This window comes from Klebsiella sp. KTE92 (genome assembly GCF_000398905.1).
In the GTDB taxonomy this organism is placed as follows: domain Bacteria; phylum Pseudomonadota; class Gammaproteobacteria; order Enterobacterales; family Enterobacteriaceae; genus Klebsiella; species Klebsiella variicola.
On record NZ_KB976100.1, the window covers coordinates 3150558 to 3165171 of the forward strand.

Annotated in this window: 16 protein-coding genes and 1 other annotated feature; of the genes, 4 read left to right on the forward strand and 12 right to left on the reverse strand. The window is 57.4% G+C overall.

The window, feature by feature from the left end; all coding sequences use genetic code 11:
* Positions 1-15: 15 nt before the first annotated feature.
* The 4 genes from selO to A1WC_RS10505 form a co-directional block, all read right to left on the reverse strand.
* Positions 16-1458 carry a protein adenylyltransferase SelO gene (gene selO / locus A1WC_RS10520; RefSeq protein WP_016161307.1) on the reverse strand — a complete coding sequence of 481 codons (1443 nt, stop codon included), beginning with the start codon at positions 1456-1458 and terminating at the stop codon, positions 16-18.
* Between the two features lie 113 nt (positions 1459-1571).
* Positions 1572-2036, reverse strand: a complete 465-nt coding sequence (locus A1WC_RS10515; protein WP_002909082.1) for an NlpC/P60 family protein — start codon at positions 2034-2036, stop codon at positions 1572-1574.
* A gap of 81 nt (positions 2037-2117) precedes the next feature.
* Entirely contained in the window at positions 2118-2867 is a 750-nt protein-coding gene (gene btuD / locus A1WC_RS10510) for a vitamin B12 ABC transporter ATP-binding protein BtuD (protein WP_016161308.1), read from the reverse strand.
* The gene (locus A1WC_RS10505) at positions 2867-3418 is read right to left on the reverse strand and encodes a glutathione peroxidase (protein WP_008804442.1); all 552 of its coding nucleotides are present in this window, start codon (positions 3416-3418) and stop codon (positions 2867-2869) included. The genes btuD and A1WC_RS10505 overlap by 1 nt, the downstream gene beginning before the upstream one ends.
* A 236-nt stretch (positions 3419-3654) precedes the next feature.
* Between A1WC_RS10505 and A1WC_RS10500 the strand changes: the two genes are divergently transcribed.
* Positions 3655-4455: a MetQ/NlpA family ABC transporter substrate-binding protein gene (locus A1WC_RS10500; protein ID WP_012967840.1), complete on the forward strand. Its 801-nt coding sequence runs from the start codon at positions 3655-3657 to the stop codon at positions 4453-4455.
* 36 nt (positions 4456-4491) lie between these two features.
* Here A1WC_RS10500 and btuC read toward each other — a convergent pair whose 3' ends face one another.
* Together btuC and A1WC_RS10490 are read right to left on the reverse strand one after the other, a co-directional pair.
* Positions 4492-5478 (reverse strand): vitamin B12 ABC transporter permease BtuC, encoded by a 987-nt coding sequence (btuC, locus tag A1WC_RS10495; protein ID WP_016161309.1) that lies wholly within the window; start codon positions 5476-5478, stop codon positions 4492-4494.
* A 123-nt stretch (positions 5479-5601) separates the two neighbouring features.
* Positions 5602-7035, reverse strand: coding sequence for a gluconate:proton symporter (locus A1WC_RS10490; protein WP_008804440.1), 1434 nt, complete (start codon positions 7033-7035; stop codon positions 5602-5604).
* 277 nt (positions 7036-7312) lie between these two features.
* Here A1WC_RS10490 and A1WC_RS10485 point away from each other — a divergent pair, with 277 nt between their 5' ends.
* Genes A1WC_RS10485 through A1WC_RS10475 form a run of 3 tightly spaced genes read left to right on the forward strand, consistent with a single transcriptional unit; the run spans position 7313 to position 9880 of the window.
* Positions 7313-8227 (forward strand): LysR family transcriptional regulator, encoded by a 915-nt coding sequence (locus tag A1WC_RS10485; RefSeq protein ID WP_016161310.1) that lies wholly within the window; start codon positions 7313-7315, stop codon positions 8225-8227.
* A 49-nt stretch (positions 8228-8276) separates the two neighbouring features.
* A complete protein-coding gene (locus A1WC_RS10480; RefSeq protein WP_016161311.1) occupies positions 8277-9530 on the forward strand; it encodes a D-amino acid dehydrogenase in 1254 nt (417 codons plus the stop codon).
* Complete coding sequence (locus tag A1WC_RS10475) at positions 9527-9880, forward strand: RidA family protein (protein WP_008804437.1); 354 nt, start codon at positions 9527-9529, stop codon at positions 9878-9880. The genes A1WC_RS10480 and A1WC_RS10475 overlap by 4 nt, the downstream gene beginning before the upstream one ends.
* A 52-nt stretch (positions 9881-9932) precedes the next feature.
* Here A1WC_RS10475 and ihfA read toward each other — a convergent pair whose 3' ends face one another.
* From ihfA to rpmI, 6 genes are all read right to left on the reverse strand, one after another.
* A complete protein-coding gene (ihfA, locus tag A1WC_RS10470; RefSeq protein WP_002909098.1) occupies positions 9933-10232 on the reverse strand; it encodes an integration host factor subunit alpha in 300 nt (99 codons plus the stop codon).
* A 4-nt stretch (positions 10233-10236) separates the two neighbouring features.
* On the reverse strand, positions 10237-12624 hold the full coding sequence (pheT, locus tag A1WC_RS10465; RefSeq protein ID WP_016161312.1) for a phenylalanine--tRNA ligase subunit beta: 2388 nt from the start codon (positions 12622-12624) through the stop codon (positions 10237-10239).
* Between the two features lie 15 nt (positions 12625-12639).
* Complete coding sequence (gene pheS, locus A1WC_RS10460) at positions 12640-13623, reverse strand: phenylalanine--tRNA ligase subunit alpha (protein WP_008804435.1); 984 nt, start codon at positions 13621-13623, stop codon at positions 12640-12642.
* Positions 13624-13686: 63 nt separating this feature from the next.
* Positions 13687-13811: a sequence feature (Phe leader region), on the reverse strand.
* Positions 13762-13806 (reverse strand): pheST operon leader peptide PheM, encoded by a 45-nt coding sequence (gene pheM, locus A1WC_RS27970; RefSeq protein WP_001386830.1) that lies wholly within the window; start codon positions 13804-13806, stop codon positions 13762-13764. Its footprint overlaps the feature before it by 45 nt.
* 118 nt (positions 13812-13929) lie before the next feature.
* Complete coding sequence (gene rplT, locus A1WC_RS10455; RefSeq protein ID WP_000124850.1) at positions 13930-14286, reverse strand: 50S ribosomal protein L20; 357 nt, start codon at positions 14284-14286, stop codon at positions 13930-13932.
* Positions 14287-14336: 50 nt separating this feature from the next.
* The gene (gene rpmI / locus A1WC_RS10450) at positions 14337-14534 is read right to left on the reverse strand and encodes a 50S ribosomal protein L35 (RefSeq protein WP_001124225.1); all 198 of its coding nucleotides are present in this window, start codon (positions 14532-14534) and stop codon (positions 14337-14339) included.
* Between the last annotated feature and the right edge of the window lie 80 nt (positions 14535-14614).

Below are 14614 nucleotides of genomic sequence, written 5' to 3' on the forward strand. Positions count from 1 at the left end.
GCGGGGCGAGGCGAGTTAGCTCGAGCAGCTGACTTCCAGACGTTTCCCCCAGTCCGGTGGGCGGCGGACGTAGTCGTCCTCGCGATCGGTAAAGGGGTCTGCCAGCGCGGCATGCAGGCGCTCCAGCTCGCCCATATCGCCCGCCTCGGCCTGCTCTATCGCCCGCTGCGCCAGCCAGTTGCGTAACACCAGCGCCGGATTTACGCCCTGCATCCGCTGCTGGCGCTGCGCGTCATCCACCTGTTCATCACGCAGGCGCGCACGATACCCGGCAAACCAGCTGTCGAAAGCCGCCCGATCGATAAACTCGTCGCGCAGCGGCGAGGCGGCGCTGAGCTGTTCGCTGTGGCTCAGCAGGCGAAACGATCGGGTATAGTCGCTCTTCTCACGGATCATCAGGGCAAACAGCCCGTCCAGCAGGTCGTTATCCCCTTTCTGCTGGCTGAACAGGCCGAGTTTATCGCGCATCCGCTGGCCATAAGCGGTCAGCAAGGCGTGCTGATACTCATCCAGCGCCGCGTTCAGCGCCTCGGCGCTGATAAACGGCGACAGCGACTGGGCCAGACGCTGCAGATTCCACAGCCCTACCGCCGGCTGGTTTTCAAAACTGTAGCGCCCCTGGTAATCCGAGTGGTTGCAGATGAAGTCCGGTTGAAAATCGTCAAGGAAGCCATACGGGCCGTAGTCGATGGTCAGACCGAGAATCGACATGTTGTCGGTATTCATCACCCCATGGGCAAAGCCCACGGTTTGCCAGCTGGCGATGGTCTGCGCGGTGCGCGTGACAACGTCACGGAACCATAACAGATACTTGTCTGCCTCATCCTGCAGCTGCGGCCAGTGGTGGCGAATAACATAGTCGGCCAATTGCTGGACCTTCTGCGGCTCACGGCGATAGTAAAAATGTTCGAAATGGCCGAAGCGGACATGACTCTCGGCCACCCGCATCAGCATCGCGCCAGGCTCCACGCGCTCGCGGTAGATCGGGGTATCGCTGGTCACCATCGCCAGGGCGCGCGTCGTCGGGATCCCCAGGGCGTGCATCGCCTCCGACGCCAGACTTTCCCGGATCGTCGAGCGCAGTACAGCGCGCCCGTCCCCCATCCGCGAATAGGGGGTCAGGCCGGCGCCTTTCAGATGCCAGTCGTAACGGCGACCATCCGCCAGCTGCTGCTCACCGAGCAGGATCCCGCGTCCGTCGCCCAGCTGGCCGGCCCAGGCGCCAAACTGATGGCCGCTGTATACTTGCGCCAGCGGCGACATGCCCGGAAGCAGCGCTTCTCCGCCCCAGACACCGGCTCCATTTTCAGGCGCGAACAGGGCGTCGGGCACCCCCAGCTGTTGCGCCAGCGGGGCGTTACGCCAGATGAGTCGGGCGTTATCCAGCGGCGTCGGTGACAGGGAAGTGTAAAAATCCGGCAGTTCATCCCGCCAGTGGGTGGTAAAAGAAAGGGTCATGGTTCCTCCTTCCTTCAGTGTAGTGCCTCAAACAGCGGATTAACACGGGCGGAGTGCAGGGTTATCGGCATAAAAAAGGGAAGCGCTCGCTTCCCTCTTGCTTCTGAATGACGTCAGATACGCCGCGCCTGCCAGAACTTTTTGTTCCAGTAGACGTTATCCAGCGAGGAACGGGTGACGCCCTGGCTGGTGGAGGCATGGATAAACTGGTTGTCGGTATCGTAGATGCCAACGTGCAAACCGCTCTCCCCTGAGCCGGTTTTGAAGAACACCAGATCGCCGGGCAGCAGATCGCGCTTATCGATACGGGTGCCGATTTCCGCCTGCTCGCGGGTTTCACGCGGCAGCTGGAGGGCAAATTTATCGCGAAACGTGCGCACCACGAAGCCGGAGCAGTCGACGCCGCGCGGCGTCATGCCGCCGTAGCGATACGGTGCGCCACGCCAGCTACGCAACTGCTCGTTCAGATTCGCCACCACCGTGATGGAGTCAGCCAGCCGTGGATTCGGCGGCGGTGCCCGATGGCTGCTGCAGCCGGCTAAAATTAACGCCGCCGCCAACATGAACCAGAAGCGCATTTCAGATGATCCCTCTGTCCCTAGTCTCTTTATCGCAATAATTTAGCTTGTTTATCAATACAGTGACAAGATAACTGCGTGCTACTGTGACGCGATGAGCATAATATGACCGGCCACCTCCACGCGCTGGAACGGGATCGCATAGGCAGCGGTTAAATTTTCCTCATTCAGCACCTCTGCGGTCTCTCCGCAGGCGATGGCTTCCCCCTGGCAGAGCAGCCAGCTTTGTCCGGCATGGCGCAGGGTATGGTTGAGATCGTGGCTGCTCATCACCACCGCAATCCCCGCCGCGCTCAGCTCACGTAACAGCCGATCCAGCGCCGCCTGCTGGGCCACATCCAGACTGTTCATCGGCTCATCCAGCAGCAGCAGTTGACCCGTGGGATGACTCAAGGGATCGATCTGCAGGATCACTGCCGCCAGCCGCACGCGCTGCCACTCACCGCCCGAAAGCTGATTAACCTGACGGTCCAGCTTATTGTCAAGACCAAGCCTGGCCGCGATATCGCTCAGACGGGCGCTATCGCCCTGCTGCTGCATATGCAGCGTCAGGTAGTGCCACACCGGCATGGCGAACGGCGGGGTCTGGTGTTGACACAGATATCCGCGACGGCGCGCCAGCTCCGTCGCCGGCCACTCGTCAAGCCGCCGTCCGTTAAAATGAACCGTGCCGGGGCCGTCGGACAGCCCCGCCATGCGGGCCAGCAGCGTGCTCTTCCCTGCGCCGTTCGGCCCCACCAGGTGGACAATCTCCCCGGCGCGAAAGGCCGCAGAAAACGGGGCCAGACGCCCCGCCGCTTCTACATCCTGTAGCTGCATCAGAAACGCCATTATTTCGCCAGCGCTCCTTTAATCGCCGCCACCAGCTGCGGATCGTCCGGCGTCATATCCGGAGAGAAGCGCTCAATGACGTTGCCCTGGCGATCGACGAGGAATTTTTCGAAATTCCACAGAATGTCGTCCACATACAGCGGCGCCCGGCCTTTGCTGGCCATCCGCTCATAAAAACCGCTGCCTTCCGGGGCCACCGCTTTCGGCGCGGCGGCAATCAGTTTTTGATACAGCGGCGCGCGATGTTCACCGTTGACGTCAATTTTGCTGAACAGCGGGAAGGTGACGCCGTAGGTGGTGCTGCAGAAGGTCTTAATCTCTTCTTCACTGCCCGGCTCCTGGCCGAGGAACTGGTTGCAGGGGAACCCCAGCACGCTAAAGCCCTCGCCGGCAAATTGCTTTTGCAGATCCTCGAGTTGCTCATACTGCGGCGTCAGGCCGCATTTCGAGGCCACATTGACGATCAACAGCACCTTGCCGGCAAAGGATGCCAGGGTGGTTTTCTCGCCATCAATGGTCGTCACTTCGGTATTCAGAATGTCATGTTGCATAGCCTGTCCTCAATGGATAAACCGGTTTCCGGTGAAGGTGATCCCTATCTACTGTAGCGGATTCAGCGGCCGCCATTCTACTGCCAATCCCCCCGAGTTGTCGCATGATGTAACAGCGCTTCGCTGGCCGTCGGCAACATGAAATCCTCTCAATTGGGCAGTCGACCATTTCCGTGTACAGTGTCCCGGTAATGTAATATGGTTTCGTTACTTGTTAATTTAAGAGAGTTTTATTGATGAAGAAGTTGTTTAGCCTGGCGTTAATCGCCACCTCTGTCGCCCTGCTGAGCGCCTGCTCTCCGGATGAAGATAATAAAGTGAAAGTCGCTATCAATACCGGGCCGGACGAAGCCATCTGGAAAGTGGTGGAGCAGGTGGCGAAGGATAAATATCATCTCGACGTCGAAGTGGTCTCCTTCAATGATTATGTGCTGCCCAACGAAGCACTGAACAACAAAGATGTGGATGCCAACGCCTTCCAGACCCTGCCGTACCTTGAGGCGCAGTCGAAAGAGCGCGGCTATAAATTTGCGGTGGTCGGTAAAACCTTTGTCTTCCCTATTGCCGCCTATTCTCACCGGATCAAAAACATCAGCGAACTGCCCGAAGGGGCGACGGTGACCATTTCTAATGAAACCACCACCCTGGGCCGCAGCCTGCTGCTGCTCCAGGCGCAGGGGTTACTCAAGCTGAAACCGGGCGTCGGCTATTTACCCACTACGCTGGATATCATCGACAACCCGAAAAAGCTGAAAATTGTTGAAGTGGATACTCCACAGCTGACCCGTACCCTTGATGATCCGAACGTTAGCTTGTCAATCATTAACACCAACTTCTCCGCCCAGGCGGGCCTGTCGGCCGCCCGCGACGGTCTGTTTATGGAGGGGCCGGATTCCCCTTACGTGAATGCGATTGTCGCCCGCGAGGATAATAAGGACAGCAAGAAAATTCAGGAGCTGAAAGCCGCTTTCCAGACCAGCGAAGTCGCGGAAAAAGCGAAGGAAGTCTACAAAGGCGACGCGATCAAAGGCTGGTAAGCCTGAACCGGCGCCGTCCCTGCCGACGGCGCCGCGCTATCCCCGCCCCCGCGAACGCAGCAGCAACCAGATAAAGACCGGCGCGCCCAGCGTCGCCGTCACCACGCCAATCGGCAGCTCTGCGGCGGAAAGCGCCAGTCGGGCAATGATATCCGCCCCCAGCAAGGCGCTCGCCCCGGCCAGCATGCAGGCAGGGAGCAACACCCGGTGATCGCTTAAACCGCATAGCCGCAGAATGTGCGGGATCACCAGGCCGATAAAGCCAATGGCTCCCGCCAGCGCGACGCTAACGCCGACCAACCAGCCGGTCGCCACCACCAGCAGCTTGCGCCATAGCCACAGCGGCAGCCCAAGCTGACGAGCGGAGACTTCGCCCAGCGCCAGTAAATTCAGGGGTTGCGACTGCAGACAAACCCAGCAAAGCACCGGCAGGAGGGCTAACATCAGCCACAGCTGCTGCCAATCGACGCCGCCAAACCCGCCCATCATCCAGTACATCAGCTGACGCAGGTCAAAAGAGGTGGAGAAGTAGACCGCCCAGGTCATCAGGGCGCTGCAGATGATCCCCAGCGCCACCCCCGCCAGCAGCAGACGGCTGGTAGAGAGATGGCGGCGGGCAAAACGCAGCAAAATAAAGGTGATCAGCAGCGCGCCGAGGATCGCGCACAGCCCGAGCGCCCAGCCGGGCAAGACTCCTTTGCCCAGCAGGACGGCGGCAATCAGCCCGACGCCCGCCCCGTTGGAGACGCCCAGCAGACCCGGCTCCGCCAGCGGATTTTCAAACAGCGCCTGCATAATCGCCCCGGAGAGCGCCAGCGCCGCCCCCACCAGCACCACCGCCAGGGTTCGCGGCAGGCGGATCTGCCAGATGAACAACTGGCCTTTCGCGCTCAGCCATTCCCCAGGCGGGATCCATTGATCGCCCGCGCACAGGCTGACCAGCAGGGTGACCAGGAGCAACAGCGTTAATCCGAAGAGCCAACGCCGGCTGCGGCGCTGTTGAAGATGGGCGAGAGTCAGCATAGATTCCATTACGCAGTGGGAACAAGAGGCTGATTTTACGGTGGGTGTCGCGGTGAGAAAAGGAAAACCTCGCGGCCGTTCGTCGACGCGGAGGAAGACCTCCCCCGCGTCTGCGTTCGTTCGTTACACCAGGATCTGAAACAGTAGCGCAAAGAGAATGATATTCGCCACCACGATTGCCCAGCCGTTATAGAGCATATATTTCAGATGCGTGGACTGCGCCAGCCCCATCTGGCCGAACATGTCCGATGAGGGAAACGGACCGAACCAGTCCACCTGAGAAGAGGCGAGCAGCACCGCGGTGGTCCCCTGCGGCGGCACGCCGGCGGCCATCAGCATCGGGCCAAAGATTTTATGGGTAAACGTCATTTGCGCCACCGCCGCACCGGGCACATGGCCGATAATATTGAACGCGAAGATGCTAAAGCACAGCCAGGCCGGGGAGATCCCCTCGAGCAGCGGTTGGGTATACTCCAGCAGCCCCTGATAGGCATGCAGACCATCCATCAGTTCAAGGATTGGGTTATACAGCCAGTAGAGGATAAACATCCACACCAGACGGCCGCAGCCGTGATACAGCGCCTGCAGGATCTGCGTCGGTCGCAGGCCGCCTACCAGCCCGGTCATCAGCGCCACCAGCAGCATCACGATAATCGCAAAGCTGAAGCCAGCTTTGATCACCACGCCAACGACCGCCATCACAATGATCGTCGCGGCGAAGGCCAGCGCGCTTAATTTACGCCGACGCTGCTGCGCGGCGCTGAGATCGTCTTTTGGCTTCTCCGAAAGATCGACGTCATAGCGCAGTTTGCCTTCAGTCATCTTCTGGATCCGCCCCGCCATTATCCAGCCGGCCAGCAGCGTCACCGCACTCATCGGCAGACCGACGTACAGCAGATAATCCGGATAGCTCAACCCGCCGAGGCTGAGGATTGTCACGGTGCTGGGGGTGAAGGGCCCGGTAAAGAGCCCAACGGAGCCGGCGGTCATCATCAGCGCGGCGACCGTCGGCGGCGTTAAGCGTACCGCTGCCGCCACCGGAATGATCACGGCCACGATAATGGCGTTACCACCGGCCATGGTGCCCAGCGAACCACAAATTAAAATCGATGACACCACAATGCCGAACTTAACCCGCGTCTGGCTCGACAGCCCAATACGATGAACCACGAATTTCACCAGCTCAACCGCTGCGCCGGTGCGGGTGGCCACTTCCCCCACGCCGGCGCCGAGCATAATGATAAGCCCTACGGTGGCGATAAATGACCCGGTGGATTTCGCCAGCATCGTGCCCATTTCCGGCAGGCCGGTCGAGGTCATTATCATGGCGATAATAATCGAGGAGATCACCGCCAGCACAATATCAACGCCGATCAGCGATAATATCGCTAGTGCCACCAGCGGCGTAAATCCCAGCAGGCCAAGCTCACTGCCCGGTCGACCGTGGCACCACAGCGCGATCAACACGAACAGCAGCAATAACAGACCAGTAATAACGTTTTTCCGCGTGATATTTCGTCTGACAGGCGCATTGCCTGTGAGCGTTGAGTCACTCATAACACTCCTTAATGCCAATCAATCCGACCGTAAGGGTCAGGAGGTGTATTGGTACCTGCTCAGAAAACATCCTCCCTCTTTTTCATTATTGGCCGCGAGCCTGAGGGTGCGTTTGGGTACAAAGGAATAGATTCTGAGAGCGTAATATTCCGCCATTAGGCGGGGTCTACAGCACAATATGTAACCGGAGCGCTGATTGGAGATTAAATTTATGTTAACTTTGTGTTAGTGGATAATGACTTTTTATCGGTAGGCTATAACCCTGAGTTAACTGTTCATGAAACTGCGTCATCTGGAAATCTTTCACGCCGTAATGACCTACGGCTCGCTGTCACGGGCGGCGGAAGCGCTCAATATCTCTCAGCCAGCGGCCAGCAAAGCGCTAAAAAGCGCCGAGATGAAACTGGGTTTTACCCTCTTTCAGCGGGTGCGCGGCAAGCTGCTGCCGACCAGCGAGGCGATCACACTTTTCGAAAAAGCGCAGAGCATTTATCAGGACCTCGATAACCTGCGCCTGTTGGCCGACAATCTGGCCCGCGATCCGCGCGCCAAAATCACCTTAGGCTGCCTGCCGAGCCTGGGGTTAAGCCTGGTGCCAGAGCTGGTGACCGACTTTTATCAGCAAAACAGCAACCTGGTGATGACGCTCACCACCGAGCACACCGAGACGCTGGTCAGAAAACTGGATTTGCGCGAGATAGATTTGGCGCTGACGCTACAGCCGGTGCAGCAGGGAGAGATCCTGACCACCCTGATTGCCGAAGTACCGCTGGTGTACATCGACCGTCATTATCGTCAGGGGGCGGTGGACATCGGCCAGATCGACCAGCAGCGCTGGATCTCGCCAGGGCCGCACTCGCTCTCGGCGGCCATCGCCACCCGTCGCGACTTTTCCACCACCCGGCTTAACGTTCAGACCTACTATATGGCCACCGAGTTCGTGAAGCGCGGCATGGGCTGCAGCATCACAGATATCTTTTCCGCCCAGCACAACCTGGCTCCAGAGATGATCCACCCCATTACGCCGCCGATTGCCATCAACCTCTGCCTGCTGCGCCGGGCCGATGTTTCGCTGAGTCCAATGGCGCAAAAGTTCGTCGATTTTCTCTGCCAGCGTCTGCGCCAGCAACTCAAGGAGATTAACCTGCGGTTATACCCTGACCATAAAAAGTCAATTGCGCCGCTGGGGTAAATGCTTTGACATAACCCGATAAATTGATTAGCGGTGGATATATCGGGTTATGAACAAACGCATTGTCATTATCGGCGGCGGCGTGGTCGGTCTGGCCACGGCCTGGGAACTGATTAAGCGCGGCCATCAGGTGCAATTACTGGAGCGCAATGCTGAACCGGGCAGTGCCACCAGTTTTGCTAACGGCGGACAATTAAGTTATCGCTACGTTGCCCCCCTTGCCGATAGCGGCGTTCCCCTGCAGGGAATTAAATGGATGGGCAAAGCCGATTCACCGCTGAATATGCGTCTTAAGATGTCTTTCCAGCAGTGGCGCTGGCTGCTGCAGTTCCTGCGTGCCTGTAATAGCCAGACCAATAAAATGAACGGCGATCATATTTTGCGCCTGTCGTTGCTCAGCCGTCACGTCATGCAGTCGTGGCTGGATGAGGATAATCTTGCCGATTTTCACTGGCGGCGCAGCGGTAAATTAATTATCCATCGCCGCGAATATGATTTTAATAAAGCGGCAAAAGGGATAGATCCTCAGTATCAACAAGCGCTGAATGCTGACGCCTGTCTGCAGCTGGAGCCGGCACTCAGACATATCAGCCCTTCGCTGCAGGGCGGGATTTATTCGCCGGGCGATGAAACGGCAGATTGCCATCAGTTCTGCCTTGCCCTGCTCGATAAGCTCAATGCCAGCAACGACTTTAGCCTGCTGACCCACTGTGAGGTGCAGCGGCTCAATAAGCGCGGCGGACGCATCAGCGCCCTGGAGACCAACCGGGGAACCATCACCGGCGATGATTATGTCGTTGCCGCCGGTAACGGCAGTGGTCCTCTGCTTGGGCATCTGGGAGTTCGCGTGCCGCTGTGCGCCCTGAAGGGGTACAGCCTGACCCTGCCCTATCCTGAAAAAGCAGGTATTGCCCCTGACATCAGCGTCACCGACTACGGGCACAAAATCGTTTATGCCCGCCTTGGCCAAAAACTGCGCATCGCGGCGATGGTGGACATCGGCTACGACGGCGACCAACTGCGCGAGAGACGCATTCAGGCGCTGAAAAACATCGTCGCCCGTAGCTTTCCCGAACTCGAAGGGCTGGACAAGGCCGAAGCCTGGACCGGCATGCGCCCGTCAACACCAGCAGGCCCGCCGATGCTGGGTCGCGCCGGATACCCCAATCTATGGATGAACCTCGGCCAGGGTAGTCTCGGCTTTACCCTCGCCGCCGGCAGCGCGGTGGTGCTGGGCGCGTTAATCGACAATCAGGCACCCACTATTTCTTTAGAAGGTCTCACATGGAAACAAACCGCATGACCATTATTCGCAATAATCCACAACCTCGCCTTTCCGCCAGCGTTGCGTATGGCAATCTGTTGTTCCTCTCCGGGCAGACGCCAAAAAGCAGCGAAGACGATATCGTTTTACAAACCCGTGAAGTGCTGGAGAAGATCGATGCCCTGTTGGCGGCTGCCGGGAGCGATAAGCGGCAAATTCTCTCCGCGCAGATCTGGCTGAAAGATATCGAACGTGATTTTGTCGCATTCAATGACGTGTGGGTACAGTGGATGCCGGAAGGCCAGAGCCCGGCGCGAGCAGCAGTACAGGCGGAGATGGCGCGACCGGATATCCTGGTGGAGATCATGCTCACCGCCGTCAAAGCGTAAGGACGTATAGAAAAGAAAAAGGCCGCAATGCGGCCTTTTTAATTAGTTCAGATTATTTGTCTTTCGGCGACGCGTTTTCGACACGGCTTTTCAGTTTCTGACCGGGTCTGAAGGTCACCACGCGCCGGGCTGTAATGGGAATATCCTCCCCCGTCTTCGGGTTACGTCCCGGGCGTTGGTTTTTATCCCGCAAATCGAAGTTGCCGAACCCGGAGAGTTTGACCTGTTCTCCGTTTTCCAGAGCACGACGGATCTCTTCGAAAAACAACTCGACCAGTTCTTTGGCATCCCGCTTGCTAAGCCCAAGCTTATCAAACAGATATTCTGACATTTCAGCTTTTGTAAGCGCCATAGGTTCAATCCCTCAATGATGCCTGGAATCGCTCTTTTAATGCCTCTACACATCTGGCAACGGTAGCGGCAATCTCCTCTTCTTCGAGTGTACGGCTGGTATCCTGCAGGATCAGGCTAATCGCAAGGCTCTTATACCCTTCCGCCACACCTTTACCACGGTACACGTCAAATAAGTTTACGCCAACTACCTGATTTACGCCAACTTTCTTACATTCGGCTAAAACATCGGCAGCAGCCACGTTTTCCGCGACCAGCACCGCGATGTCACGACGGTTCGCCGGGAAGCGGGAAATATCGCGCGCCTGAGGCACCACGCGGTCTGCGAGCTTGTCCCACTCCAGTTCGAACACCAGAGTGCGACCATTCAGATCCAGTTTACGTTCCAGTTCCGGATGAACAACCCCAATGAAACCAATGCGTTCACCTTTAAGATAAATCGCTGCGGATTGGCCTGGATGCAGCGCGGCGATCGCTTCGCCACGGAACTCGATGTCGGCCAATTTACCGGTTAAATCCAGTACGGATTCCAGATCGCCCTTCAGATCATAGAAATCGACCGTCTCTTTCGCCAGCGTCCAGTGCTCTTCGTAGCGGTTACCGCAGATCGCCCCGGCCAGCATCACATCCTGACGAATGCCCAGCGGCGCCTGAGTATCCGGCACGAAGCGCAGGCCACTCTCAAAGATGCGCACGCGGCTCTGCTGACGGTTCTGGTTGTAGACCACGGTACCCAGCAGGCCGGTCCACAGCGACAGACGCATCGCCGACATTTCGCTGGAGATCGGGCTTGGCAGGATCAGCGCCTCTTCCCCGGCGTGGATCAGCTGCTGGATTTTCGGGTCAACAAAGCTGTAGGTGATCACTTCCTGATAGCCTTTGTCGTTCAGCAGCGTTTTTACGCGCTTCAGCGACAGGTCGGCTTCACGATGGGTACCCATGATCAGACCCGCCTGTACTGGCGCATCAGGAATGTTGTTGTAGCCATAAACGCGAGCCACTTCTTCGACCAGATCTTCTTCGATCTCCATGTCGAAACGCCAGCTCGGGGCGACTGCCTGCCATTCGTCCTGACCCACCGTCACTTCGCAGCCGAGGCGCTGCAGAATGTCGGTGACCTGCGCGTCATCGATATGGTGGCCAATCAGGCGATCCAGTTTGCTACGACGCAGGGTAATGGTGGCGCGTTTTGGCAAGGTCTCTTCGTTTGTCACGTCGATCACCGGGCCAGCTTCACCGCCGCAGAGGTCGATCAGCAGACGCGTGGCACGCTCCAGCGCTTTATACTGCAGCGCCGGATCGACGCCGCGCTCATAGCGATGAGAGGCATCGGTGTGCAGGCCATGACGGCGCGCGCGGCCGGTAATGGACAGCGGGCTGAAGAACGCGCATTCCAGCAGCACGTTCTGGGTTTCGTCGTTAACGCCGGAGTGTTCCCCGCCGAAGATCCCGCCCATCGCCAGCGCTTTGTTATGGTCAGCAATAACCAGGGTGTCACTGTCGAGCTTCGCTTCAGAGCCATCGAGCAGCACCAGGGTTTCACCCTCTTTCGCCATGCGCACCACGATCCCGCCTTCGATACGGTCGCGGTCAAAGGCGTGCATCGGCTGGCCCAGCTCAAGCAGGACATAGTTTGTCACGTCAACCACCGCGTCGATGGAGCGGATCCCGCAGCGGCGCAGCTTCTCTTTCATCCACAGCGGGGTCGGCGCTTTGACGTTGATGCCTTTCACCACGCGGCCCAGATAGCGCGGGCACGCCTGCGGCGCGTCAACCTGAATCGGCAGCACGTCGTCAATGGTCGCGGCAACCGGCGTAATTTCCGGCGCGTTCAGCGGCGCTTTGTTCAGCACAGCGACATCGCGCGCCACACCGATGATACCCAGGCAGTCGGCACGGTTTGGCGTGACGCTGATTTCGATAGTGTTATCGTCAAGCTTGAGGTATTCACGAATATCAGTGCCGATCGGCGCATCCGCCGGCAGTTCGATGATACCGCTATGGTCGTCGGAAATACCCAGCTCGGAGAAAGAGCACAGCATCCCTTCTGACGGTTCGCCGCGCAGCTTCGCCGCTTTAATTTTAAAATCGCCCGGCAGCACGGCGCCGATGGTCGCCACGGCGACTTTCAGCCCCTGACGGCAGTTTGGCGCGCCGCAGACGATGTCCAGCAGGCGTTCACCGCCCACGTTGACTTTGGTGACGCGCAGTTTGTCAGCATTTGGATGCTGGCCGCACTCCACCACTTCACCGACCACTACGCCGTTGAAGCTGCCGGCAACCGGCTCAACGCCGTCGACCTCGAGGCCCGCCATGGTGATCTGATCGGAAAGCGCTTCGCTGTCGATCGCCGGGTTAACCCACTCGCGTAACCACAGTTCACTGAATTTCATTGTTCTGTCCTGCCCTTATTTAAACTGTTTGAGGAAACGCAGATCGTTTTCGAAGAACGCGCGCAGATCGGTCACGCCATAACGCAGCATGGTCAGACGCTCCATCCCCATACCGAAGGCGAAGCCGGAGTAAACTTCCGGATCGATACCGACGTTACGCAGCACGTTCGGGTGTACCATCCCGCAGCCCAGCACTTCCAGCCATTTGCCGTTTTTACCCATCACGTCAACTTCTGCGGACGGCTCGGTGAACGGGAAGTAGGACGGACGGAAGCGCACCTGCAGGTCTTCTTCAAAGAAGTTGTTCAGGAAGTCGTGCAGCGTCCCTTTCAGGTTGGTGAAGCTGATGTTTTTATCAACAATCAGACCTTCCATCTGGTGGAACATCGGGGTATGGGTCTGGTCGTAGTCGTTACGATAGACGCGGCCCGGCGCGATAATGCGGATGGGCGGCTGCTGGTTTTCCATGGTGCGGATCTGCACGCCGGAGGTCTGAGTACGCAGCAGGCGAGTGGCATCGAACCAGAAAGTGTCGTGGTCAGCGCGCGCCGGATGATGACCCGGAATATTCAGCGCATCGAAGTTGTGGTAATCATCTTCGATTTCCGGGCCAGTCGCCACGGTAAAGCCGAGCTCACCGAAGAAACTTTCAATACGGTCGATGGTGCGAGTGACCGGATGCAGGCCGCCATTTTCAATGCGGCGTCCCGGCAGCGAGACGTCAATGGTCTCTGCGGCCAGACGCGCATTCAGCGCTGCGCCTTCCAGATCAGCTTTGCGCGCGTTCAGCGCCTGCTGCACCTGCTCTTTCGCTTCGTTGATGACCGCGCCGGCTGCCGGACGCTCTTCCGGCGGTAACTCACGCAGGGTGGTCATTTGCAGGGTCAGATGCCCTTTTTTACCCAGGTATTCCACGCGGACGTTGTCCAGCGCAGCAACATCTGATGCCTCGTTAATGGCTGCCTTGGCACTGGCAACCAGCTCTGCGAGATGTGACATGGTTTTCCTCATTATGTCGGTGCAGACACCGGTTATAGTGAAATTAATATCCCGAATCCATATACGAAAAAAGCCTCCACAGGGGAGGCTTTCTGGCGCTGTTTTCCGTTTCTTCTTTCACGCGCTAGCCTCCTGAGTTCAGGTGCTAAAGTAAAAAAAGAAGCGGAAAATAGCAGCATTCATGCTTGCATTACCTTGTCTGGTAAGAAACGTCAGACCTGTATTGAAAAGCCTGCGCCGATAAAAGTCAATGTATTGATGGTGTTGAAACGAAAAGAGGGAGACAAGCTCCCTCTTTCAACTGGCTTATGCCAGAGCTGCTTTCGCTTTTTCGACCAGAGCGGTGAACGCTACTTTGTCGAATACGGCGATGTCAGCCAGGATCTTACGGTCGATTTCAACAGAGGCTTTTTTCAGGCCATTGATGAATTTGCTGTAAGAAATACCGTTCTGACGTGCTGCTGCGTTGATACGTGCAATCCACAGTTGACGGAACTGACGTTTACGTTGACGACGGTCACGGTAAGCGTACTGACCAGCTTTGATAACAGCCTGGAAGGCAACGCGGTATACGCGAGAACGCGCACCGTAGTAGCCTTTAGCTTGTTTCAAAATTTTCTTGTGACGTGCACGTGCAATTACACCACGTTTTACGCGAGCCATGTGTGCTCTCCTGTATCTATTCTAAGTTAAAAAAGTTAAACGTTAACGACTTATGCGTACGGCAGGCACGCGATAACCAGGCCCAGATCGCCTTTGGAAACCATGGCTTTCGGACGCAGGTGACGTTTACGCTTGGTAGCTTTTTTAGTCAGAATGTGACGCAGGTTAGCGTGCTTGTGCTTAAAACCACCTTTACCGGTTTTTTTGAAGCGCTTAGCAGCACCGCGTACGGTCTTAATTTTTGGCATCTTAATAACTTCCACTTCGCATTGTTAATAAACGAAACATAGGCGAACAACATCAGTGAAGCCCTAAGGCTCCACTGACA

Coding starts and splice junctions, on each gene's coding strand:
- A1WC_RS10515 (WP_002909082.1), bottom strand. CDS start 2,036: ATGCGCTTCTGGTTCATGTTGGCGGCGGCGTTAATTTTAGCCGGCTGC.
- pheS (WP_008804435.1), bottom strand. CDS start 13,623: ATGTCACATCTCGCAGAGCTGGTTGCCAGTGCCAAGGCAGCCATTAAC.
- A1WC_RS10490 (WP_008804440.1), bottom strand. CDS start 7,035: ATGAGTGACTCAACGCTCACAGGCAATGCGCCTGTCAGACGAAATATC.
- A1WC_RS10500 (WP_012967840.1), top strand. CDS start 3,655: ATGAAGAAGTTGTTTAGCCTGGCGTTAATCGCCACCTCTGTCGCCCTG.
- pheT (WP_016161312.1), bottom strand. CDS start 12,624: ATGAAATTCAGTGAACTGTGGTTACGCGAGTGGGTTAACCCGGCGATC.
- A1WC_RS10505 (WP_008804442.1), bottom strand. CDS start 3,418: ATGCAACATGACATTCTGAATACCGAAGTGACGACCATTGATGGCGAG.
- selO (WP_016161307.1), bottom strand. CDS start 1,458: ATGACCCTTTCTTTTACCACCCACTGGCGGGATGAACTGCCGGATTTT.
- A1WC_RS10475 (WP_008804437.1), top strand. CDS start 9,527: ATGACCATTATTCGCAATAATCCACAACCTCGCCTTTCCGCCAGCGTT.
- A1WC_RS10485 (WP_016161310.1), top strand. CDS start 7,313: ATGAAACTGCGTCATCTGGAAATCTTTCACGCCGTAATGACCTACGGC.
- rpmI (WP_001124225.1), bottom strand. CDS start 14,534: ATGCCAAAAATTAAGACCGTACGCGGTGCTGCTAAGCGCTTCAAAAAA.
- btuD (WP_016161308.1), bottom strand. CDS start 2,867: ATGGCGTTTCTGATGCAGCTACAGGATGTAGAAGCGGCGGGGCGTCTG.
- rplT (WP_000124850.1), bottom strand. CDS start 14,286: ATGGCTCGCGTAAAACGTGGTGTAATTGCACGTGCACGTCACAAGAAA.
- ihfA (WP_002909098.1), bottom strand. CDS start 10,232: ATGGCGCTTACAAAAGCTGAAATGTCAGAATATCTGTTTGATAAGCTT.
- A1WC_RS10480 (WP_016161311.1), top strand. CDS start 8,277: ATGAACAAACGCATTGTCATTATCGGCGGCGGCGTGGTCGGTCTGGCC.
- btuC (WP_016161309.1), bottom strand. CDS start 5,478: ATGCTGACTCTCGCCCATCTTCAACAGCGCCGCAGCCGGCGTTGGCTC.